The organism is Robbsia andropogonis (assembly GCF_000970345.1).
GTDB classification, from domain to species: Bacteria; Pseudomonadota; Gammaproteobacteria; order Burkholderiales; family Burkholderiaceae; genus Robbsia; species Robbsia andropogonis.
In genome coordinates this window covers 256,610-278,532 of record NZ_LAQU01000004.1, presented here as the reverse complement: position 1 = coordinate 278,532, position 21,923 = coordinate 256,610, and the positions used below count along the sequence as shown (strand labels likewise).

At 60.8% G+C, this 21,923-nt stretch carries 18 protein-coding genes, 1 tRNA gene, 1 pseudogene and 2 riboswitches; of the genes and pseudogenes, 7 read left to right on the top strand and 13 right to left on the bottom strand.

The annotated features are described in order from the left end of the window. Positions 1-239, bottom strand: a 239-nt coding sequence (locus WM40_RS06370; protein WP_157685734.1) for a transposase, incomplete at its 3' end; no start/stop codon positions are given. Positions 240-259: 20 nt separating this feature from the next. On the opposite strand from WM40_RS06370, the pseudogene WM40_RS32425 reads away from it, so the two are divergent. Beyond that, positions 260-574: pseudogene (locus tag WM40_RS32425) on the top strand (hypothetical protein); the annotation flags it as partial. Positions 575-795: 221 nt separating this feature from the next. Here WM40_RS32425 and WM40_RS06360 read toward each other — a convergent pair. Beyond that, positions 796-871: transfer RNA gene (locus WM40_RS06360), tRNA-Arg, on the bottom strand. A gap of 231 nt (positions 872-1,102) precedes the next feature. Continuing rightward, positions 1,103-3,187, bottom strand: a complete 2,085-nt coding sequence (locus tag WM40_RS06355) for a UvrD-helicase domain-containing protein (RefSeq protein WP_046152428.1) — start codon at positions 3,185-3,187, stop codon at positions 1,103-1,105. A 214-nt stretch (positions 3,188-3,401) separates the two neighbouring features. Next, positions 3,402-3,531, top strand: a riboswitch (glycine riboswitch). A gap of 10 nt (positions 3,532-3,541) precedes the next feature. After that, positions 3,542-3,716: riboswitch (glycine riboswitch) on the top strand. A 68-nt stretch (positions 3,717-3,784) separates the two neighbouring features. Here WM40_RS06355 and gcvT point away from each other — a divergent pair. The 4 genes from gcvT to WM40_RS06335 all read left to right on the top strand — a co-directional run bounded on the left by gcvT (position 3,785) and on the right by WM40_RS06335 (position 10,049). Next, entirely contained in the window at positions 3,785-4,894 is a 1,110-nt protein-coding gene (gene gcvT, locus WM40_RS06350; RefSeq protein WP_046152427.1) for a glycine cleavage system aminomethyltransferase GcvT, read from the top strand. A gap of 107 nt (positions 4,895-5,001) precedes the next feature. Beyond that, the gene (gcvH, locus tag WM40_RS06345) at positions 5,002-5,382 is read left to right on the top strand and encodes a glycine cleavage system protein GcvH (protein ID WP_024906081.1); all 381 of its coding nucleotides are present in this window, start codon (positions 5,002-5,004) and stop codon (positions 5,380-5,382) included. 181 nt (positions 5,383-5,563) lie between these two features. Continuing rightward, a complete protein-coding gene (gene gcvP / locus WM40_RS06340) occupies positions 5,564-8,551 on the top strand; it encodes an aminomethyl-transferring glycine dehydrogenase (protein ID WP_082102465.1) in 2,988 nt (995 codons plus the stop codon). A gap of 76 nt (positions 8,552-8,627) precedes the next feature. After that, positions 8,628-10,049 carry an L-serine ammonia-lyase gene (locus WM40_RS06335; protein WP_046152426.1) on the top strand — a complete coding sequence of 474 codons (1,422 nt, stop codon included), beginning with the start codon at positions 8,628-8,630 and terminating at the stop codon, positions 10,047-10,049. A 25-nt stretch (positions 10,050-10,074) separates the two neighbouring features. Here the strand turns inward: WM40_RS06335 and WM40_RS06330 are convergent, their stop codons facing one another. The 8 genes from WM40_RS06330 to WM40_RS06300 all read right to left on the bottom strand — a co-directional run bounded on the left by WM40_RS06330 (position 10,075) and on the right by WM40_RS06300 (position 17,559). After that, the gene (locus tag WM40_RS06330) at positions 10,075-10,788 is read right to left on the bottom strand and encodes an NUDIX hydrolase (RefSeq protein WP_052738193.1); all 714 of its coding nucleotides are present in this window, start codon (positions 10,786-10,788) and stop codon (positions 10,075-10,077) included. Between the two features lie 25 nt (positions 10,789-10,813). Next, the gene (locus WM40_RS06325; RefSeq protein WP_024906085.1) at positions 10,814-11,482 is read right to left on the bottom strand and encodes an HD domain-containing protein; all 669 of its coding nucleotides are present in this window, start codon (positions 11,480-11,482) and stop codon (positions 10,814-10,816) included. Positions 11,483-11,502: 20 nt separating this feature from the next. Beyond that, a complete protein-coding gene (locus WM40_RS06320) occupies positions 11,503-12,621 on the bottom strand; it encodes a hypothetical protein (protein ID WP_046152425.1) in 1,119 nt (372 codons plus the stop codon). Positions 12,622-13,001: 380 nt separating this feature from the next. Further along, the gene (locus WM40_RS32420) at positions 13,002-13,166 is read right to left on the bottom strand and encodes a hypothetical protein (RefSeq protein ID WP_162199041.1); all 165 of its coding nucleotides are present in this window, start codon (positions 13,164-13,166) and stop codon (positions 13,002-13,004) included. Between the two features lie 901 nt (positions 13,167-14,067). Then, entirely contained in the window at positions 14,068-14,307 is a 240-nt protein-coding gene (locus WM40_RS32415; RefSeq protein WP_162199040.1) for a hypothetical protein, read from the bottom strand. Continuing rightward, positions 14,297-14,857 carry a GAF domain-containing protein gene (locus tag WM40_RS06310; protein WP_024906088.1) on the bottom strand — a complete coding sequence of 187 codons (561 nt, stop codon included), beginning with the start codon at positions 14,855-14,857 and terminating at the stop codon, positions 14,297-14,299. Before WM40_RS06310 ends, WM40_RS32415 begins: the two co-directional genes overlap by 11 nt. After that, positions 14,854-16,233, bottom strand: a complete 1,380-nt coding sequence (locus tag WM40_RS06305) for an MFS transporter (protein WP_046152423.1) — start codon at positions 16,231-16,233, stop codon at positions 14,854-14,856. The genes WM40_RS06310 and WM40_RS06305 overlap by 4 nt, the downstream gene beginning before the upstream one ends. A 78-nt stretch (positions 16,234-16,311) precedes the next feature. Then, positions 16,312-17,559, bottom strand: a complete 1,248-nt coding sequence (locus WM40_RS06300) for a metal-dependent hydrolase family protein (protein WP_046152422.1) — start codon at positions 17,557-17,559, stop codon at positions 16,312-16,314. Between the two features lie 157 nt (positions 17,560-17,716). Here WM40_RS06300 and WM40_RS29975 point away from each other — a divergent pair, with 157 nt between their 5' ends. Together WM40_RS29975 and WM40_RS06290 are read left to right on the top strand one after the other, a co-directional pair. After that, positions 17,717-18,856 (top strand): LysR family transcriptional regulator, encoded by a 1,140-nt coding sequence (locus tag WM40_RS29975; RefSeq protein WP_052738191.1) that lies wholly within the window; start codon positions 17,717-17,719, stop codon positions 18,854-18,856. Between the two features lie 125 nt (positions 18,857-18,981). Next, entirely contained in the window at positions 18,982-20,607 is a 1,626-nt protein-coding gene (locus WM40_RS06290) for a Na+/H+ antiporter (RefSeq protein ID WP_024904912.1), read from the top strand. Between the two features lie 32 nt (positions 20,608-20,639). On the opposite strand, the gene trpS is transcribed toward WM40_RS06290, so the two are convergent. Then, complete coding sequence (gene trpS / locus WM40_RS06285; protein WP_046152480.1) at positions 20,640-21,698, bottom strand: tryptophan--tRNA ligase; 1,059 nt, start codon at positions 21,696-21,698, stop codon at positions 20,640-20,642. Between the two features lie 8 nt (positions 21,699-21,706). Beyond that, entirely contained in the window at positions 21,707-21,919 is a 213-nt protein-coding gene (locus WM40_RS06280) for a hypothetical protein (RefSeq protein ID WP_046152421.1), read from the bottom strand. Positions 21,920-21,923: the final 4 nt, after the last annotated feature.

Here is a 21,923-nt window from a genome sequence, read left to right as displayed (position 1 = left end):
AAAGCAGTGGATGCGGCGCTGACGACGGGCACGAAAGTGACGTGGTCGGCACGCTGATGCTCGCGACACCAGCGTGCCAGTTGATTGGCGTTGACGCCGTTGGCCAAGGCCAGAGCTGCACGAGAAACCTCCGGCAGCATGGACTGGCGCACAAGCTCTCGCTTGAATTCCTTGGTGAAACTGCGTCGCGCAGTGCGCGGCGTCACGGGTACCACTTGCTTACCTTCCATCGTCTGCATCCGTCGAAAAATCCGACAGCATGAGCACGTTCATGTCGCGACGAAAGATGCCTTGGGTGGACGCTTACGTTTCGCGGGAAGAAGGGGTTAGTGAAGCGACGATCTACAACAGGCGCAAAGCTGCGCGCGAGCGTGGCCTCTTGCTACCGGTGAACGCGACCGACAGCGAGGGCTGGCGTTCGCGAGACAAGTTCAACGCGGTGTTGGAATGTTCGGCATTATCCGAGGTGGAGTTAGCCGAATATTGCCGCCGTCGGGGTTTATATCCGGAGCAATTGCGACGTTGGCGTGAGAGCGGTGAAGGAGCCAACGCACGCAGCGGGCAAGGCAGTCGCCAGGACAGCGAGGCGATCAAAAGCGAGCGCAAACGTAACAAGGCGTTGGAGCGCGAGCTGCGGCGCAAGGATGCGGCCTTGGCCGAAACGGTGGCCCTGCTGACGCTGAGAAAAAAGCGCGGGCGATCTGGGACGGCGAGGAAGAATGACCAATGCCCAAGATCGCCGCCCACATCAACTGCGATCAACCGAATATTGAGGCTTGATTTTAATAAAGAATCTGGTGCGTCCGGCTGGGATCGAACCAGCAACCCCTGCCTTCGGAGGGCAGTACTCTATCCATTGAGCTACGGACGCAGATGAGGCAAAACGAATTGTTGTGTAGCGGCTGTGGGTGCGAATAGGAGAAAGCAAAACAACGCAGCGCCGACACACATGTTGGTTGCCAAAAAACCACACCAACAATAAGACCGCTATTCTAACACAAACCACCACGCCTGGATCATTTTTGTCTCTTTCCGGTCTACAAGGCAACGCCCAACAAAGCGACAAACGCACACCCTCACCACCAACCCAAACCGCCTCCCCCTACGCCCCTCCCCCGCCCAGCAATGCCTTCAACGCAGCCATCCGATCCTTTGGCGTCATCGGTGCTTCTTCAGCGGTCGGCGGTGGCGCTTCCGCCAGTCCCATTTCCTCGATAAACCGCGACGCCTCGCACACAACCGTCTCCCGCGCCCGCTTACGCTTCTTGCACCACGATAGATGCAGGCTCCGCTGTGCGCGCGTGATCGCCACGTACATCAACCGCCGTTCTTCCTCGATCCGCGCATCGTCCGCTGGCGCATCGTCACTTCCGCGATGCGGCAGAATCCCTTCCTCGCAGCCGACCAGAAACACGTGCGGATACTCCAACCCCTTCGATGCGTGCACGGTCGTCAGCCGCACCGCATCGGGATCTTCTTCTTTGCCTTCCAGCATCGACATTAGCGCAACCGTCTGGATCAGCTTCATCAGGTCCTTGCCTTCGTCCGCCAGCCCATCGGCGGTGTCATACCCGGTCGCCTCCTCCGCCCCCTCGACCGTAGCCTTCGTCCCTTTACGTTTCAACCACTCCAGGAACTCCAGCACGTTCTGCCATTTCGACTGCGCCGCGCGGTCATCGAACGCGTCGTACAGATAGGCTTCGTAGTGCATGCCCTCCATCAACTCGTCGAGCAGGGTATTCGCCGCTTCCTTCTTGGCCCGGTCGGTCAGACGCTGCAGGAAATCGCAAAATGCGCGCAACGGTTCAAGCTGGCGCGGACTCAACCGCGCCTCGATCCCGCCCATGTAGACAGCTTCGAACAGCGACACTTTCGACTGCCCCGCATAACTGCCCAACACCTCCAGCGTCGCGTTCCCCACCCCACGCCGTGGCGTGGTGACCGCACGAATAAACGCCGGATCGTCATCCGCATTCGCGATCAGCCGGAGATACGCGCACACATCCTTGATCTCGGCCTTGTCGAAAAAAGACTGCCCGCCCGACAACACGTACGGAATCCGCTCACGCCGCAAAATCTGCTCGAAAACCCGCGCCTGAAAATTACCGCGATACAAAATCGCGTAATCCCGGAACTGCGCCCGACGCTCGAACTTGTGCGCAGACATCCGAAACACCACGGACTCCGCCTCGTGCTCCTCGTCGTTCGCCGCATTCACGGTGATCGTGTCGCCCATCCCGTGCTCGCTCCACAGCTTTTTCTCAAAAAGCTTCGGATTGTTCGCAATCACGTTATTCGCGGCAGTCAGAATGCGCACCGTGGAGCGATAGTTCTGCTCCAGCTTGATCACTTTCAATTGCGGAAAATCCACCTGCAACTGCGCCAGATTCTCCAGCGTCGCACCGCGCCAGCCATAGATCGCCTGGTCGTCGTCACCCACGGCGGTGAACGCCGCGCGCTTGCCGGCAATCTGCTTGACCAGTTCGTACTGGCAGGCGTTCGTGTCCTGGTATTCGTCGATCAATAAATAACGCAGCCGGTTCTGCCACCGATCGCGCACTTCCTCGTTGCGTGCGAACAACTCGGCGGGCAGGCGGATCAGGTCGTCGAAGTCCACCGCCTGGTAGGCATGCAGCGTTGCCACATAGTTCCGATAGACGATAGCAGCCTGATGCTGGTCGACGTCCTCCGCCACCGCAGCCGCCTCCTCAGGCGTCAGCATCGCATTCTTCCAGAGCGAGACCTGCGTCTGAATCTTGCGGATCATCCCTTTGTCGGTACTGCCCACCTGCTCCTGGATCATCGAGAAGCAGTCGTCGGAATCCATGATCGAGAATTGCGGCTTCAGCCCCAGGTGTTGCGCCTCCTGCCGCAGGATCTGCACGCCCAGCGAGTGGAAGGTACACACGGTCAACTGGTTGACAGGCACCTTGCGGCCTTCCTTGCCCGGTGTGGTCAAGGTCTTGCCTTCGAGCAACGTCGCGATCCGCTCGCGCATTTCCGCCGCGGCTTTATTCGTGAATGTCACCGCCGCGATATGCTTCGGCTCGAAGCCCTTTCGCTCGATCAAATGCGCGATCTTCTGCGTGATCACACGCGTCTTGCCACTGCCGGCACCCGCCAGCACCAGGCACGGACCGTCAAGATAGTGCACGCCTTCACGCTGTGCGGCGTTCATGCCCGACATGGGTAACTCTCTGAAATAATGCGACATCGCCCTCGTTTGACACGGCCAGGGCGATCACGGAGGGATCAGGAAGAGTGTCGATGTTAGCACGCGACGGGCGAATTTCCAGGGAGGCGATGCGTCTCGCACGGACATCCTTCCTATCCGGCCGATCGGTCGAACGGCCTCCCCCTTTTCTCCATTTGACAACCCCGTCCGGCTGCCTTACAGTCGCCGGGCGCATCGGGAGAGCGCGACGTCACGGGCCGGCAGGCATGCGCATTGCGCGGATGCTTGCATAGCCGACGTCGCCGCCGAAGGGGTAACACCCATAAACTCTCAGGCAAAAGGACCGATCGCGCCGGAAGCTCGGGCTTCCGCATCTCTGGAGAGCGGCAGCGGGCGCATTGCATGCGCCTTGCCTGCCCACCGAAGGGGCGCGCATGTGACCGCCGCCGGCCTTGGATGGTGCAACGGGACCTATCCCAGCACCATCCGCCGGCAGTGACGTCCGTGCAATCTCTCAGGTATCGAGGACAGAGGGGTCGGCACCGCGCGCCTTTACGGGCGGCACGGCGTCGACCCTTTTACGTTTTCCGATGCCGCTGGGGGCTCCAAATGACCGAACTGAACAAGACTGCGTTGCATGCCGTCCATCTCGCCGCTGGCGCCCGGATGGTCGATTTCGGAGGCTGGGACATGCCCGTCAACTACGGCTCCCAGATTGAAGAACATCGCGCCGTGCGTACCAGCGCCGGCATGTTCGACGTTTCCCACATGCGCGTGGTCGATTTGACGGGGGAAGCCGTCCGCCCGTTCCTGCAGCGCGTGCTCGCCAACGACGTGGCAAAGCTTCAAACCTCCGGCCGCGCCCTTTATTCCTGCATGCTGAACGGTAACGGCGGCGTGGTCGACGATCTGATCGTCTATTACTTCGACGAAACGTCGTTCCGGCTGGTGGTCAACGCGGGCACCGCGGACAAGGACATTGCCTGGCTCGGCCAGCAGAACGCCGAGGGAGACTTCAATATGTCCGTCGTCTCCCGTCCGGACCTCGGCATCATCGCCGTGCAAGGCCCGGAAGCGCGGGCCAAGACCTGGGCGGCGATTCCCGGTTCGCAAGCGCCGTCCGAGCCGTTGAAGCCGTTCCATGCCGTGGTACTGACCGAATCGCCATTCGGTGAATTGATGATCGCTCGCACCGGCTACACCGGCGAAGACGGTTTCGAAATCGTATGCGACGCATCCGCAAGCACCGCCCTGTGGCAGGCTTTGGCCGCTGCCGGCGTGCGCCCGGCCGGCCTGGGCGCGCGAGACACGCTGCGCCTGGAAGCCGGCATGAACCTGTATGGCCAGGACATGGACGAGACCGTGTCGCCGCTGGATGCCGGTCTGGCCTGGACCGTCGATCGCTCGACCGACCGCGCCTTCCTGGGACGCGGGCAGCTCGACACGGACGGCCAACGCGCCGCCTTCGTCGGCCTGTTGTTGCAGGGCAGCGGCGGCGTGCTGCGCAGCCACCAGAAGGTGTTGACCGCCTCCGGGGAAGGAGAAATCACCAGCGGAACGTTCTCGCCGTCACTGCAACGCTCGATCGCATTCGCGCGGGTGCCGGTGGACGTGAAGCCCGGTGATACCGTGCAAGTGCAGATTCGGGACAAACAATTGCCCGCGACCGTGGTTAAATTACCGTTCGTGCGGCAAGGCAAGACATTGGTCACGCTGTAGCCGCGCGCCGGTTCGGGCGAACCACACGTTTTCGAGCACCGCTGACAAGCACATTCAGCGCAGCAGACATGCTGCACAACACCATTTGATTTTACAGAGAGGATGCCATGACCACCCCAGCCGACCTGAAGTACACGGAGTCGCATGAATGGATCCGCACCGAAGCTGACGGCACGTTGACCGTGGGTATCAGTGACCACGCCCAGGAAGCACTAGGCGACATCGTGTTCGTCGACCTGCCGGAGGCGGGCCGTCAGGTCAGCGCCGGCGAATCCATCGCCGTCGTGGAATCGGTAAAGGCCGCGTCCGACATATACGCACCGGTAGCCGGCGAAATCATCGCCTCGAACGGTGATCTGGGCGATGCACCGGATTCCGTCAACGCGAAACCGTACGAGGCATGGCTGTTCAAGATCAAGCCGACCGACGCGGGCGCCACGACGGCGTTGTTGAGCGCCGATCAGTACAAGCAGTCGATCGGCGAGTAAATCGAGGACGATCTCGGGTGGGGGCCATCCCCTCACCGCCGTAACAAACGCATTACCCGTGACGATGTCTGCAACGTGCTTGGTTGACACCGTCCCGGTTTGGACCGTTATTTTGCTGCTTTTTAGTGAAGTCGCGCTCGTGTGAGCGCGGCTGTGCTCTGCCCCCTCCGCCCGTTCCATCATGACCGATCTTTCCGTCCCGTCGGCATCGCCGGCCCAGGATATTTCCTCCGCCAACGTCGCGCCGTCGGCGCTGCCGCCTTTGTCGTCCGTGTCCCTCTCGGCGCTTGAACGCCACGATGGCTTCGAGGCGCGCCATATCGGCACCATCGATGCCGACGAACGCGCGATGCTCGACGTGCTCGGCTACGCTGATCGCGGCGCGCTGATCGACGCCGTGATCCCGCAGGACATCCGCCGCACCGATACGCTGCCGCTCGGCGACTTCACCGATCCGCGCGATGAAGCGCAGGCGATTGCCCTGCTACGCGAGCTGGCGGCGCAGAATCGCGTGATGCGCAACCTCATCGGCCAGGGTTACTACGGCACGCATACGCCGAATGTCATTCTGCGCAATATTCTCGAGAATCCGGCGTGGTATACGGCTTACACGCCTTATCAGCCGGAAATCTCGCAAGGCAGGCTGGAAGCGCTGCTGAACTATCAGCAGATGATTACCGACCTGACCGGTCTGGACGTGGCCAACGCATCGATGCTCGACGAGGCCACCGCCGCCGCCGAAGCGATGACGCTGGTCAAGCGCGCGGGCAAGTCGACGTCGACGGTCTTCTACGTCGCGGATGACACGCTGCCCCAGACAATCGAAGTGCTGCGCACCCGCGCGGAACCGTTGGGCATCCACGTGGTGGTGGGTCCTGCCGCCAACGCCGTGCAAGCCTCGCCGTTCGGCGTGCTGCTGCAATACCCAGGCGTCAATGGCGATGTACGCGACTATCGCGCGCTAGCCGAAGCGTTGCACGAGGCCGGCGCGCAAGTCGTGGTGGCCGCCGATCTGCTGGCTTTGACGGTGCTGGCCGCCCCTGGCGAATGGGGTGCCGATGTCGCCGTTGGGAACAGTCAGCGCTTTGGTGTGCCGATGGGCTTTGGTGGTCCCCACGCCGCATTCATGGCCGTGCGCGACGCGCTGAAGCGGCAATTGCCGGGACGGCTCGTCGGCGTGACCGTCGATGCGCAAGGCCAACCGGCGCTGCGTCTCGCGCTGCAGACCCGCGAACAACATATCCGCCGTGAAAAAGCGACGTCGAACATCTGTACCGCGCAAGCACTGCTGGCGATCATCGCCAGCATGTACGCCGTCTACCATGGCCCGGCAGGCCTGCAAAATATTGCCGCGCGGGTGAACCGGATCACGGCGATCGCCGCGCAAGGACTTCGTGGCCTGGGATGGACCGTCATCAACGACACTTTTTTCGACACGTTGACGATCCACACGTCGGGCGCGACGGCGCAACTGCATGACGCCGCGGTCAGTGCCGGTTACAACTTCCGTCGCATCGACGACGCGCACCTGGGCCTGTCGTTCGACGAGACCACCACTCGCGCGGACCTCGATACGCTGTTCCAGATGTTCTCGAATGCCGGAACGTCGGCTACCTCGAATGTCGATATTTCAGCGTTGGACAGCACGATCACCAAGGCGGCCACATTGACCTGGCCAGCGGCACTGACGCGCCGCACCGCCTTCCTGACGCATCCGACGTTCAATCGCTATCACAGCGAGACCGAAATGCTGCGCTACCTGCGCAAGTTGGCCGACAAGGATCTGGCGCTCGATCGCACCATGATTCCGCTCGGTTCGTGCACGATGAAACTCAACGCCACAGCGGAAATGCTCCCGGTTACCTGGCCCGAGTTCGGCTCCATTCATCCGTTCGCGCCGCCTACGCAAACGGTCGGCTATCAGACGATGATCGCGCAGTTGGAAGACATGCTGGTTGCATGCACGGGCTATGCCGCCGTGTCGCTGCAACCGAATGCCGGCTCCCAGGGAGAATACGCGGGCCTGCTGATTATCCGGGCGTATCACGCCTCGCGTGGCGAAGCGCACCGCGACGTCTGCCTGATTCCGGCATCGGCGCACGGTACCAACCCGGCGTCGGCGCAGATGGTGGGCATGAAGGTCGTGGTGGTGGCATGCGACAGCAACGGCAACGTCGATCTGGATGACCTGCGCGCAAAGGCAACGCAGCATGCGGACAGGCTTGCGGCAATCATGATCACGTATCCGTCGACGCACGGCGTGTTCGAATCCCGTATCCGCGAAATCTGCGACGTGGTACACGAGCATGGCGGCCAGGTGTATGTCGATGGCGCGAACATGAATGCCATGGTCGGCTTGGCGGCACCGGGCGCATTCGGCGGCGACGTATCGCACTTGAACCTGCACAAGACGTTCTGTATTCCGCACGGCGGCGGCGGACCAGGCGTCGGACCAGTGGCCGTGGGCGCGCATTTGGCGAAGTTCCTGCCAAACGCGACATCGGTCGGCTATCAGCGCGGCGAAGACGGCATCAGCGCCGTATCGGCTGCCCCGTACGGCTCGGCGAGCATTCTGCCGATCTCATGGATGTATATCGCGATGATGGGCGCGGCCGGGCTGCGCCGGGCCAGCGAGAATGCGATCCTGTCGGCAAACTACATTGCAAAGCGCCTGTCGCCGCATTACCCCGTGTTGTACGCCGGCCCGGGCGGCTTGGTGGCACACGAATGCATCATTGATCTGCGTCCGATCAAGGACAGCAGCGGCATCAGCGTGGACGACGTGGCAAAGCGCTTGATCGACTACGGCTTCCACGCACCCACGATGAGCTTCCCGGTGCCGGGCACGCTGATGATCGAGCCGACCGAGTCCGAATCCAAGTACGAACTCGACCGCTTTATCGATGCGATGATCGCCATCCGCGCGGAAATCAGCGCGGTGGAAAGTGGCGCGCTGGACCGGGAAGACAACCCACTGAAACACGCACCGCACACAGCACCCGTGGTGACGAGCGACAACTGGACCCATGCATACTCACGCGAGCAGGCGGCGTATCCGGTGAAATCGCTGCGCGCGACGAAGTACTGGTCGCCAGTTGGCCGTGCGGACAACGCGTATGGCGACCGCAATTTGGTGTGCTCCTGCCCCGACATCACGTCGTATCAATGACGTCCGACGTGATGGCCGCGGTTCCGCTCAACGTGACCGCGGCTGGCTTTGCTGCTTTGATCAAGGGGTAATCACCATGGCCGTCAGCGTTTTCGATCTTTTCAAGATCGGCATTGGGCCGTCCAGCTCGCACACGGTCGGGCCCATGCGAGCCGGTCTGATGTTCGTGACCGCCCTGGCCGATGAGGGCCTGCTACCCCTCGTCGCCCGCTTAGATGTCGGCCTCTATGGATCGCTCGGAGCAACCGGGCGAGGACACGGCACCGACCGTGGCGTGATGCTGGGGTTGATGGGCGACGCGCCGGATACCGTCGATGCCGCATCGATTGCGCCGCGGCTCGATGCGGTGCAGCGCGACCGGCAGTTGGCCTTGCTCGGCACCCATATCATTCCCTTTGTCCCACGCGAGCGCATCGCGTTCTATCGGCAGTCGCTTCCAGCGCATCCGAATGCACTTCGCATCAGCGCATTCGATGCCACGGGCACCGTGCTGCGCGAGACAACCTATCTGTCGGTCGGCGGCGGTTTTGTGGTGACGGAGGGAGCGGCGAATACGCAGGTGTTGACTGCTCCGCTGAAATTGCCACATGTTTTCCGTTCAGGTGCCGAGTTATTGCAACTGTGCTCCGATTCGGGCCGGTCGATCGCCGAGCTGATGTGGGAAAACGAACGCACCTGGCGTGACGACGCCGAGATCCATGCGGGTCTCGCCCGCATCTGGGATGCGATGCAGGACTGCGTCCGGCAGGGATGCAACGGTGGCGGTGCCGCGGACGCGAGCACCGATCCCGCACCCATTCTCACGTTGCCAGGGCCGCTTCAAGTCCGGCGCCGTGCACCGGAACTCTATCGCGGCCTGATGCGCCGCGAGGCGGCACGGCAAGCCGGTGTCGCTGGCGATCCATTGGCGCAGCTCGACTGGCTCAATCTGTTCGCCATGGCCATCAACGAGGAAAACGCCGCGGGCGGCCGCGTGGTCACGGCACCGACGAATGGCGCCGCGGGCATCGTTCCGGCGGTACTGCATTACTACATGCGCTTCATCGATGGCGCGAATGTCTCGGGCGTGGAGACGTTTCTGCTAACGGCCGCGGCAATCGGTATCTTGTACAAGTTGAATGCCTCCATCTCGGGCGCGGAAGTGGGCTGTCAAGGCGAGGTGGGTGTCGCCTGCTCGATGGCGGCGGGTGCCCTGGCGGCCGTGCTCGGCGGCACGCCGCGACAGGTCGAAAACGCCGCTGAAATCGGCATGGAACACAATCTGGGGCTGACCTGTGACCCGGTGGGCGGGCGTGTCCAGATTCCCTGCATCGAGCGCAATGCGATGGGCGCGGTCAAGGCATTGAACGCAGCCCGCATGGCATTGCAAAGCGACGGGGACCATTACGTGTCACTGGACTCGGTCATCAAGACCATGCGTGAAACCGGCGCCGACATGAAAACCAAGTACAAGGAAACGTCGCGCGGTGGCCTGGCGGTCAATATCATCGAGTGCTGACGTAAGCCGACGCAGCGTCCTGCGTTCATGCATCGCTTAGTGCAGCGTGGAGCATCGGCACCTTGGACAGGGCCTTGACGAGCCTCGGTTCGTCGATCTCCTCGATGCTGATCCATTTGACGGGCAACTCCGGCGTGGTCACGCGCTCGACCGGCGCGAATACGTACAGGAAGTCGTAGTGCCAGTGCGCGGGTTCCCCCTTTTTGGGATTTTCCGGTATCGCATGGATGTCGATATCGAGCAGTATCGGTTGGCCGCATGCATCCACCACGGGCGCGACGCGCCATCCCGTCTCCTCTTCCGCTTCACGTGCCGCAGCCACTTCCGGCGCCTCGTTCCCCTCGAGATGACCGCCAGGCTGCAGCCACCGCCCGATAATCGGGTGACGAATCAATAACGCCTGTCCATCCTTGGCAACGATCCCACTGCCGGTCACATGACCAGGAAAGAGCCTGCGCGACCCAAGCGGCAAAGACGGCACCGTGCGCGTGGCCTCCATGCTATCCGTCAGCCGTTCGAGCCGCCCCTCTTCATCAGGAAAGGCTCGCAGATAGGCGCCCAACCTCAAGGCCAGGCCTTGCTCCCACGGCATCGCGGACACATCCGATGCGGCTCTCGTTTCCTTTATGTCTTGTGCGTCGGCCCGCGCAAGGGACGACGCATCGTTCGTCCCTTCCAAAGCACCCTTGACAGGGAACGCATAAGAACGCCCCTGCACCTTTAGCTGAATGTCTTTCATTCGTTTTCCGTATCTGGCATCACGCTCATGCGGCTTCCGTAGACCCGTACCTTAACTCACTCTCAAGCACGCTGAGATATTCACGCATATAGTGCGTGCGGCGCTTCGCTTCCGCAGCGCCCACCTCGGTCAAGAACTCGGGCTCCAATCGCAGAAGCTTCTCGTGGAAATGGTGAATGACCGAACTGGCTTTCCCATGACGAAACTGTCCGGCAACAGGATCGGCCGCGCTAAGCGGTTGCCCCAGTTTCGCGCCGAACATCATTGCGCGCGCGATACCGACCGCACCCAGTGCATCCAGCATATCAGCATCCCGTACGATCATGGCCTCTCTCGGGATCGTGGCATCACGTATCTCATCACCGGCGCAGGTAAAGCGCTCCGTAAAGTCAACACACCGACAAATCAATTCGACATCCTCGTCCGGCGCACCGGCCTTCGACAATACGGTGCGCACGAGCGGCTCCGCCACGCAAGGTGACACATGCTGTCCGGTTTTGATCTCGAGAAATCGATGGTAGTCGTGTAACAAAGCGGCGCTGCGCACCACCTCGATATTGACAGGTTCTTTCTCGGCGATACGACGCGCATGGTGCTCCACCCGCAGGAGATGCGCCATGTCATGTGCGACGACAGTACTATCAAAATCTTCCAGGACCTGCGCTCGAACTTTGTCGAGATACGTTTTTTTCATCCTTGTCTCCTCCCCTCGGTTCAGTTCAGCGTGCTCACATGATGCTTCAACCAGACCTTTGATATCGACGTACGACTCGATCTATCCAGCTCCGAGATGCGACCAGGAACAAACTGGTCAATACGCGATGCGGCAACCAACAACTCCGCCTGCACCAATTTGACATATGGCCCGACACTTCCGTTATGCAAGAAATTCACCGAATTTCCACGATTGCAAAAATAAATCATGCCGCGATTACCGGTGCGCGCGACACCCCAGATACCAGAGGGCTCCATAATGCGGCGAATGTCTTCGAAGTCCTTCAGCTCGTCATCGGCCGATGTCGCACAAAACACATACTTCCTGCTGTCGGTTCGGCCGAAATCCTGCATTCCGATGCAATGATTGCCCGTGGCGCAGAAGATGAGTTCGGCGTGTGACAATGCGTCGTCTTTCCCGAAGACTTGAAAGCCATGCGCCAACGCGAGCGCCTCGCGCGCCGGGTCGCTTTCACATATCGAGACGATCGCGCCCCGCATTTTCAGACACTGCGCGATGCTGGAACCTACCTTCCCATAACCAAAGACAACCGTTTTCATCGAGGGAAGAATGACATTGCCTTGTCGCAGCGCCGCATCAGCCGAAAAGACAACGGCTTGCCCGACAAGGAAATCTTCCGGGTCTTTCAGTGCACTTCTCGCAACGGATATAACGGGCTTAGCAACGCGATCGTCGGCATCACCCAGGCGGGCGAAGGCGCGTTCATATCGCTGATGGCCGTTCTCGGTATCTTCGACAATGCCGATCAAGTTGCGCTTGATGCTGTCCGGAAAAGCAGAAACCGCTTCCGCAAAATAGCCGCCCATATCGATAATGACGAACTTTCCTGCTGCTTCCAGATGCGAGAGCAGGGTGCAATAGCTGTCGTTGCGAGCATCGATGTCTTCCCTGCGCACGTTGAAAACCGGCGTTATCTCGGACACTGCCTGCAGTGTCTGTGGGTCGATCGTATTAGGTTTGGGTATTACGCCGATGACTCTGTCCCGACGGGACATCGCCAAAACATAGTCTGTAACGCCAGGGACGGCATGCGTCACCAGCAAGACTTTCGCGCCACCAAGACACATCCCGTCTAGGATATCCAGGAAAAAGTGCATGGCTTACCTTTGTGGTGGACGTTATAAAAGTAATTATCGATGCAAATCTCCTATTAATATATAGGAGGATTCCTAAATAGAACCAATAACGCAGATCGACCATGTAATGCAGTCACGCTATCCTGTCCATTTGACATATGGGCGGCGACACGGCGAAGTGGTACTTTATTCGTACGGCATGAAAACGCCGATAACCCGTGATAATGCTCACGCAATCGCTCGCTCCTTGACACCATGCATGCAAACAGTACCGCCGACGTGACGACTTCGGCATTGAAAAAACCGCGTGCGTCGGAAAACAGGGCCGTGCCTTACCTATTCCATTACGCCTGGGAAGGCGGTGCGATGCCGCCACGCTTCCTCGCGAATATCTTGAGCGGCTACGATTCGAGGTTTGTCAGCGCGATACCCGGCACCGCTGCGGATGTCGCGTCGCTCGTTGCGGCGGACCGCATCATCTGGACAACCCGCCCTGCGCTGATCCAGCACACATTGGATGCCATGTCCGATGGCGACAGCGACTGGCAACCGCGCGAGCCTGACACCTGCAATGGACTCTACAAAGCGCTAACGGCAAATAATCGCCGATCATCATGCGCTGGCGGACGATTGGCTATCGGAGAATCCGCGCTGCAGGCCTTTCAGAAGCAGAGCGTTTATCGTTATCTCGCACGCACCCAGGGGCACCGTCTCGTCGTACGGGATGCAGAGGCCGTATTTGATTGGCTAGTCGAACTGTGGCGTACCACCCCACCACTTATCGACACGGCGCATCGCGCGACGGCAGGAAGAAATCGTGGAAAACGGCAACGCCCGATATCGACAGACTTTGTCTCAGTGGCAATGGATTTGAAGGCACGCTTCCATCGCGAGATTAGCGGACCTTACGCCAACATGGCCGCGGCCAGCGACCTGACCCGGCTTGTCGTACTCTATCTTTTTGGCGGACACTGGCGTGATGTCGATGTCGTCGAAGCAAATGGCGGTGACATTGACGCACCGCGAGGGTTGCGAATCCTGCAAACCATCGTAGGCACGCGCGATCCGGCACGCCTCACGGCAAACGGGGTGTTGGCCGCCGCACCGCATTCGCCACGTGTGGCGGCATTGCTATTGGCGGTGCACGCGGCCGCGACGCGTATGGATCAATGTCATTTAACAACCTGGGGAGTCAAGCGCTCGGATCTCGATATGTGGCCCGATCAAACCAAGCTCGATATCGTGGACCCCGAGATCGAGGCGGAGACACTGTCCGGCGATGTCGTCCGTCACATGCCGCGCGTTGGCGTCGGCGCCTGGTCGTCACGGCTTTTCGATACCTTGCATATCAGCGGGCCGGAGCGCTACGTAGAGGAAGGCATGGGCGAATCACCGCACGATCAATTTCCGCATACCTGGCGATGGTTTTCGGATGCCGCGCATGGCGCGGATGTTCCCGCCGTCGATCTACAAGACCCCGTCGGTTCGGCGATGTCTGCCGCGTCGCGTGCTATATCGTGTCGCGAATACGTAAAGCGGTCCACCCATGGCTGGGCCAGGACGCCGCACGAGATGCTCTTCCCAAAAGGGCTGGTTATCGATCTCGATGCGAGTGCAGCATGGCAACACGTACGGCCAAAACGCAGTGCTCGTGGCGAATGGCCGTAATGTCCGTACAGACGCCGCGCCATCGGGCCTACGCGCCAATGTCCAACCCCGCCGGATCTTTCGGCACGGGCACCGTCATCAACGCCGGCGCGACCAATTGCGCAAACACCGCCACCGCGGAAAGATCGACGCCCTGATACCAATACGCATCATGCAACAGGTTAAGCGACCCAACCGTCTTTCCTCCCCAGCGCACCGGCATGTTCAGTACACTTTCGCATCCGAGCGAGCTGATCAATGCGTGATCGGAAAACACCTCACGTAAATCCGCCGCCGTATTTCCGATAAACGGCACGCCATCGCGCACCACTTGATCGGCCCAACGTCGCGAGACGATCTTCTTGCGCCCCCCGAGCGGATAATCCCCTGCCCGGTTCGAATAGACCCGGATCGACTCGGTCACCGCGTCGTCGTACAAAAGGATCGTGAAAAGCTTATAACCAATAGCGCCTAGCAAGGCCGCGTCAACAGCCTTGAACACCGCCTCGATCGCCGCGTCTTGATCCACCGCGCGATGCGCCGCAGCCAGTGCCTGCAGCAACGGCGCCGTCGCCTGGACGTGCGTCGAGAGTTGCCGCCGCGCCGTCATGCCTTCAGCTCCTTGACGGCGATGGCTTCCAGGGACAGGCCCTTTGTCTTCACGCCCATGACCAACACCGTCACCGCCCCGGCGACCAGCACGACTGTCGTCACACCGAACACGCCACCAAAACCAAACACCGGGAAGATATAGCCAACCAGCGTCGGCGACAAGATTGCGCCCAGGCGGCCCACAGCCGAGGCCACGCCGGTACCCGTCGTCCGGATGGCCGTCGGGAACACTTCGGACGTGTATGCATATACGCCAGCGTACGTGCCGTTCATGAAGAAAGACAGGCAGATACCGGCCATCATGATCGCGGTGTTGCCATGCAAGACCGTCATGGACAACGCCGCGCCCCCGCCCAGCACCATGTAGCTTGCGATCGTCTTTTGTCGACCAAAGCGCTCGTTGCACCAAGCCGCCGAGAAATAGCCGGGAATCTGCGCGACATACATCGCCAGCGAATAGGCAAAGCTTTTCGTGATACTCATTCCATGCTGTATCAGCAGCCCCGGAATCCAGGTGAAGAAAGAGTAATAGCTGAACGTGATCGCCAACCACATCGCCCAGGTCATCGCCGTGACGCGCGCCTGCTTGCCCTGCCACAACGAACGGAAATTCGCGACAAAGGACCCACGCACAGCGGGACTCGATGCGGCCAATGCCGCTTCCGCCTGTGCCACGGTCTGCTCGTCGATGCGCACGCCGGCGGCGCGCAGTTCACGTTCGATGCGATCGACGGTGTCACGTGCGGCCTGATGTCGACCCTGGCTTTCCAGCCAGCGCGGCGACTCCGGCAACGCCCGACGCCACCACAGCAACATCACCACAGGCAATGCCGTGATCACCATGACGATCCGCCAGCCATCGTCGCTGGCAGGCACGATGAAATATCCGAGAAGCGCCGCGGCGACGAAACCGAACGAGAAAAACCCCGCAAGTGATCCGACAAAGGCGCCGCGATACTTTTTGGCGACAAACTCGGTCAAGTATGGCGCAATGATCACACTTTCCGCACCACTGCCAAAACCAGCGCAGATACGTGAGGCCAGGAATGTCGGCCAGTCGTGCGTCATTGCGCTGCCGAGCGATGCCACGCAGTAGAACAACAGCGCGTACATCATCACGCGCTTGCGGCCGATCAGGTCGCCCAGCATGCCAGCGCACATCGCGCCGAAGAAGTAGCCAACGTACGTCGAACTCCCGAGATAGCCGGTCTGGATACTCGACAGGTGCCATTGCGTGCGCAACACGGGCAACACGAAGGCCATGACCGCCGCATCCATCGCGTCGAACGTATAACCCAACCCACCAATCAGCAATAGGCGTTTATGAAAGCCGCTGAAGGGCCAGCTTTCGATTCTGGACGAGATCGACGACATCGAACGCGCTCCGCGCAAAAAGAAAAGTTAAAAAGATCTGACATCCGCCACGGCAGACATGCCCGAGAGAACGCCGCGTCAACGAGTCAGACGATTTGCATGGAAGCGGCCATCCTTCATGACCGCGCGCAGTGCATCAGGCGTCTGGAACAACGCCAGATCGGCTGTCGGGTCCCCGTCGACGACCAGCAAGTCCGCCAACGCGCCAGGAGCGATCACGCCAAGTCGGCCAGATTGATGCATCAACTCCGCGTTGACCGACGTGGCGCTCATCAGGATTTCCACCGGCTTCATTGCCTCCTGCCGCAAAGTGAATTCCTCATATTGCGCACTGTGCATATCGCCGAGCAGATCCGACCCCAATGCGATCTTCACGCCGGCACGATGCGCGATGCGGACCGCCTCGATGCCCTGGCTCTTTACCCGGTCAGTCTTCTCCAACATCGATTCAGACCAGCCCAGTGCCTTGCCGTGCCGCGCGATGGCGGCGTAGGTCGAGAGCGTGGGCACCAGGAAAGCGCCATGCTCGGCCATGACCTTCGCGCTTTCCTCATCGAGCAAATTGCCGTGCTCGATCGACCGCACGCCGCATCGCACCGCGCGGATGATCGCTTCCGACGCATAGGCATGCGCCATCACATAGGTGCGCGCCGCGCGCGCCTCCTCGACGATGGCCGTCAATTCCTCGATCGAATACTGCGTGCCCTCCAACGGATCGTTCGGCGACGAGATGCCGCCGCCCGCCATCACCTTGATCTGCGTCGCGCCATTGCGGATCTGTTCGCGCACCGCGCGCCGCACTTCCGACACGCCATCGGCGATATATCCCAGCAGACCAACCGCGCCGCAGCACGCGCAGTTCATGCCCTTGAAATAAGCGGGCCGCGCGTCCCCATGCCCCCCCGTTTGCGTCAGCGCCTGGCCGGCGATGAACATTCGCGGACCGGCAAAAATACCTTGCGCCACGGCCTGGGCAAGCCCGGAATCCGCGCCACCCGCATCGCGTACCGATGTGTAGCCGCGATCGAGCATGCTTCTCAGAATGTCGCTCGATTGCGCGGTGATCAGCGACTGCGGCAGCATCGACAATTTGAAGAAGTCCGGAATCGTCGCGGTGACATGAACGTGCGCATCGATCAAGCCCGGTAGAACGATGCGACCATCGAGGTCGTGCACCTGGGTACGGTCGTCCGACGTTTCAGCAGCGCCGCCAACGTGCGTGAAAACGCCTTTTTCAACGACGATCGTCGTGTCAGGACGCAATCCCCCCGTGAGGCTGTCGAAAACCGTGGCGCGGCGGAAAACAATGCGGTGGGGTGTATTCATGGTGTCGCTGTCGGTCGGATACGTTTCAATAAGTCGTTCGCTGATTTTGGACAGTCAATTTTTTGACTACAATGACGGCGCTTCGACAATATCGTTGCCTTCAAGGCAACATCCTTTTAAAACGACATCCGTATCCACGACTCGACCCAACGCGCCCATGGAAGGATTGACCATCACCCGGTTGCGCTACCTGTTCGAGGCGGTTCGCCTTGGCGGCATCCGTGCGGCGGCGGACCATCTGGACGTGGCGCCGTCGGCTGTCAGTCGCCAGTTGGCGATTCTAGAGCGCGCGGTACGCTCACCGCTGCTGGAGAAAAATCGGCGTGGTGCAAAACCCACCGAGGCCGGCGCATTGTTGATAGAGCATTACCGCGCGCACCTTGCGCGTGAGGAAGTGCTGGTGTCGAAGCTGGAGGGCATTCACGGACTGGAATACGGCACCGTTTCGATCGGCGCGATCCAGGGGTTTACCGAAGATCTGATGAGCCGCGCGTTGCGGGTGTTCCATCAACGCTATCCGAAGGTGTCGATCACACTGGAACTGGGCGGGGTCAGTGATATCCAACAATGGCTGGAAGAGGATCGCGTCCATCTAGGCCTGACCTACGGCCCCCCATTCGACAGCCACGCGATGCGTTTCAAGGAAATCACCGCCGCCGACCAGCCCGTATGCGCGATCGTCCGTGGCGATCACCCGCTAGCACTCAGGTCACGCGTCACCATCCGCGACTTGCTTGACTACCCGTTCGCACTGGCGCGTCGGGGCTACGGCACGCGCGATATCGTGGAACGGATAGAGTTGTCGGGCGATCTCGGTACGTCCGGTGCGTCCGGCGCGTCGGCATCAGCATCCACGACGGCATCGAAAGCCACATCGGGGTTGCCGCCTTCGTTTGCCTCGGACGTGTCCGCCGCCGCGATGTCATTGCGCGAGACGGCACCCGCGCCTCGATCCGACGCGCGATTTTCTTCTGCGCCTACGCCAGTTCCAGCATCGACGCCGATGTCACGCCTGTTTAACGTACTACTGGAAACCGACCATCTGATCGGACTGGCCGGCTTCGTCCGTGCCGGCATGGGCGTCACGTTGCTGCCGGCGTTCGCGGTGGGAGACGATATCGAGCGCGGCACGCTTGTCGCCGTGGAGATCGACCACCCGCTGATGCGCAATGTGCAAGCCAGGGTGATCAGCCGGCGCGGCAGGGAGCTGCCGTTGGCGGCGGTCGCCCTGCAGCGTCTGCTGATCGAGCAAATGCGCGCGTTCCATCCCGGTGCCATGCGTGCGCAAACGACTTGATACGTTCCTGTGTCCGTTGCGCGGGAAGGCAACGTACACTGATCGGATACGGTGTATCGTCGCCCTGCTCTGACACAGCCGACCTATCCGACGCCGACCTTCCGCCGCGCCACTGCGAACCGCCAATGTCCTCTGTCTCCGCTTTTGAAATCGTCCTGCTGTCATTGGTTGCAATGGTCGCGCTGCAACTGCTTGCCCGGCAATGCAATCTGCCGCCCGCCGTGGCACTGCTTGCCGGTGGCATCGGCATGGCCTTCGTGCCGGGCTTGCCGCCCATCAACCTCGACCCGGACCTGGTGCTGGTCGTGATCTTGCCACCGTTGCTGATGTACGGCGGCTATTTCACGGTATGGGATGACCTCAAGCGCAATTTCGGCGGCGTGATGATGCTTGCCGTCGGAGCAGTGACATTTACGACGTTGACCGTCGGCTGGGCGGCGCATTGGCTGGTACCCGGATTGCCTTGGGCCGTATGTTTCGCACTGGGGGCAATCGTGTCTCCGCCGGATGCCGTCGCGGCAAAGGCGATCCTGGCTCGACTGACGTTACCGCGACGCCTGATGGTGCTGCTGGAGGGCGAAAGCCTGCTGAACGATGCGGCGGGGCTGACACTGTTCCGATTCGCCTTGGCCGCGGCGTTGACTGGCAGCTTCAGCATGCGCGAGGCATCGATGAAATTCGGCGAACTGGCCGTTGGCGGCATGCTGATCGGCTTGTTGTGCGGCTGGCTACTGCTGCGCGCCTGGCGCTATATCAAGGACGATTATTTGGTCATGGTGACGTCCCTGCTGGTGTCGTGGGGCAGCTATATCATCGGCGAAAAACTAGGCGTCTCGGGTGTCATCGCAGCGGTGTGCTGCGGCCTCGTTATCGGTCGCAACCAACATGGCGTGTTCAGCGCCGCCGCACGCCTGCGGGCAACATCGTTCTGGCAATCGATGGTCTTTATTTTCGAAGCGCTCGTTTTCATCCTGATCGGGCTGTCGCTGCATGGGGTAATGCAGCGCGTGGCGCACGGGACCGATCACGAGGCGTGGTATCGGCTGGGGATGACATCCGGAGGGATCGTAATCGTCGTGATCGTGTCGCGATTCGCGTGGATCTTCGGTGTGGAGGCGATGAAGGTGATCCTCGAATTCCTTCGCATACGCGTATTGCGTCGTCCGCCCATATCGGAACATTCGTTCGCGTCGCCGGATTGGCGCGCCGCCACGGTCATGAGCTGGGCGGGAATGCGTGGCGTGGTGACCATCGCTATCGCGTTGTCCTTGCCGGAAAACCTGCCGGGACGGGATCTGATCCTGGTTTGCGCATTTGCCGTTATTCTGGCCACGGTGATCGTCCAGGGCGTCACGATTGGCGTGTTGATCCAGTGGCTGTTGCCACCACGGACGCACACCCGCGAGTCACGCTATATGAGCGAACCCCAGGCATGGGCCTATATTCATGAGGCGCAGTTTGCCGCCATCGAGCCGCTCGTCCATGACGCGGATGGCCAGTTGATTCATCCACGCTTGTACGAGCAGTATCAATATCGTGCAAACCTCGCCAAGCGTCATAGTGACCAGGAGGCGTTTCCGCGCGAAGCGCTGGAGGCGCATTACGGTATCGTGCTGGCCGCTATCGCGTCGGGACGGCAGACGCTTCTGAAACTGCATGACGAAGGACGTATCCACGACGAGTTGATGCACGCGCTGGAACATGACCTCGATCTGCAGGAGATGAGCACGCGGCATCAGCGCGACGGCTGAGCGCGTCGGACAGCATGCCGCCAGGCAATGCGTCAGAAATAATTCAAGCCCAGCACGCTTTTCACTTCGTCCATCGTCTGAGCGGCTACTTCACGCGCCTGCGCGGTGCCGCGCTTCAGCATGTTCATGACCTCGCCACGATCCTTGGCGAAGTGCTCACGGCGCTCGCGAATGGGCGCCAGCATTTCCTGCAACACCGTATCCAGACGCTTCTTCACCACGCTGTCGCCCAGGCCGCCGCGCTGGTAATGCGCCTTCATTTCTTCCAGCGCCGCTTTCTCGGTGTCGAACGCATCCAGATAGATAAAAGCGACGTTGCCTTCCAAATGGCCGGGGTCCGATACCTTCAGATGCAACGGGTCCGTATAGACGTTCTTGACCTGCTTGCTGATCTGCTCCGGCGTATCGCCCAGATTGATCGTGTTGCCCAGTGACTTGCTCATCTTCGCCTTGCCATCTACCCCAGGCAGACGGCCAATATCAGGCACGCGTGCCTCGCATTCGACCAGCACGTCACGGCCGGCCATCCGGTTCAGGCGCCGCACGATCTCGTTGGTCTGCTCGATCATCGGGATCTGGTCTTCTCCAACCGGCACGATCTTCGCCTTGAACGCGCTGATGTCCGCCGCCTGGCTGGCGGGATAGGTCAGGAAGCCCGCGGGGATGTCGCGCTCGAAGCCGCGCAGGATGATCTCCTGTTTGACCGTTGGATTGCGCTCCAGGCGTGCCACGGTAACCAGGTTCAAGTAATAGAACGTCAACTCCGCCAGCTCGGGAATCTGCGACTGGACAAAGATCGTCGTCAGCGATGGATCGATGCCGACCGCTAGATAGTCCAGCGCCACTTCCATAACGTTCCGATGCACCTTGTTGGTGTCATCCATGTTGTCCGTCAGCGCCTGCGAATCCGCCAGCATGATGAATTGTTTGTGGTCGTGCTGGAACGCCACGCGGCTACGCAAGCTGCCGACGAAGTGGCCCAGGTGCAGCGCACCAGTAGGACGGTCGCCGGTCAGGATGACAGGCTTGCCCGCGGGCGAAGCGGGCGCGGCGGAGCCGGAAGCGGCCGCCGTGGCGTTCAGGGGATTCATGGACTCGGTCATGGCGTGAAATTCTGCTGTTTTTTGCAAACGAGAGGCGCGGTCATGGTACCACCGAACGCCTTTCCCTCCGACGCCACCCAGCGATGGCCAGCCAACCGGCCAGGGTCACGGCCGCATCCGGCATCCGGCGTCTGGCCCCGCTGCGGCGTCAGCCCGCCAACAATGCCATACGCCTGCACGCTCGACGCGCGGGCGATACCGTTCGACAAGGCA

Coding starts and splice junctions, on each gene's coding strand:
- WM40_RS06355 (WP_046152428.1), bottom strand. CDS start 3,187: ATGTCGGGCATGAACGCCGCACAGCGTGAAGGCGTGCACTATCTTGAC.
- gcvT (WP_046152427.1), top strand. CDS start 3,785: ATGACCGAACTGAACAAGACTGCGTTGCATGCCGTCCATCTCGCCGCT.
- gcvH (WP_024906081.1), top strand. CDS start 5,002: ATGACCACCCCAGCCGACCTGAAGTACACGGAGTCGCATGAATGGATC.
- gcvP (WP_082102465.1), top strand. CDS start 5,564: ATGACCGATCTTTCCGTCCCGTCGGCATCGCCGGCCCAGGATATTTCC.
- WM40_RS06335 (WP_046152426.1), top strand. CDS start 8,628: ATGGCCGTCAGCGTTTTCGATCTTTTCAAGATCGGCATTGGGCCGTCC.
- WM40_RS06330 (WP_052738193.1), bottom strand. CDS start 10,788: ATGAAAGACATTCAGCTAAAGGTGCAGGGGCGTTCTTATGCGTTCCCT.
- WM40_RS06325 (WP_024906085.1), bottom strand. CDS start 11,482: ATGAAAAAAACGTATCTCGACAAAGTTCGAGCGCAGGTCCTGGAAGAT.
- WM40_RS06320 (WP_046152425.1), bottom strand. CDS start 12,621: ATGCACTTTTTCCTGGATATCCTAGACGGGATGTGTCTTGGTGGCGCG.
- WM40_RS06310 (WP_024906088.1), bottom strand. CDS start 14,857: ATGACGGCGCGGCGGCAACTCTCGACGCACGTCCAGGCGACGGCGCCG.
- WM40_RS06305 (WP_046152423.1), bottom strand. CDS start 16,233: ATGTCGTCGATCTCGTCCAGAATCGAAAGCTGGCCCTTCAGCGGCTTT.
- WM40_RS06300 (WP_046152422.1), bottom strand. CDS start 17,559: ATGAATACACCCCACCGCATTGTTTTCCGCCGCGCCACGGTTTTCGAC.
- WM40_RS29975 (WP_052738191.1), top strand. CDS start 17,717: ATGGAAGGATTGACCATCACCCGGTTGCGCTACCTGTTCGAGGCGGTT.
- WM40_RS06290 (WP_024904912.1), top strand. CDS start 18,982: ATGTCCTCTGTCTCCGCTTTTGAAATCGTCCTGCTGTCATTGGTTGCA.
- trpS (WP_046152480.1), bottom strand. CDS start 21,698: ATGAATCCCCTGAACGCCACGGCGGCCGCTTCCGGCTCCGCCGCGCCC.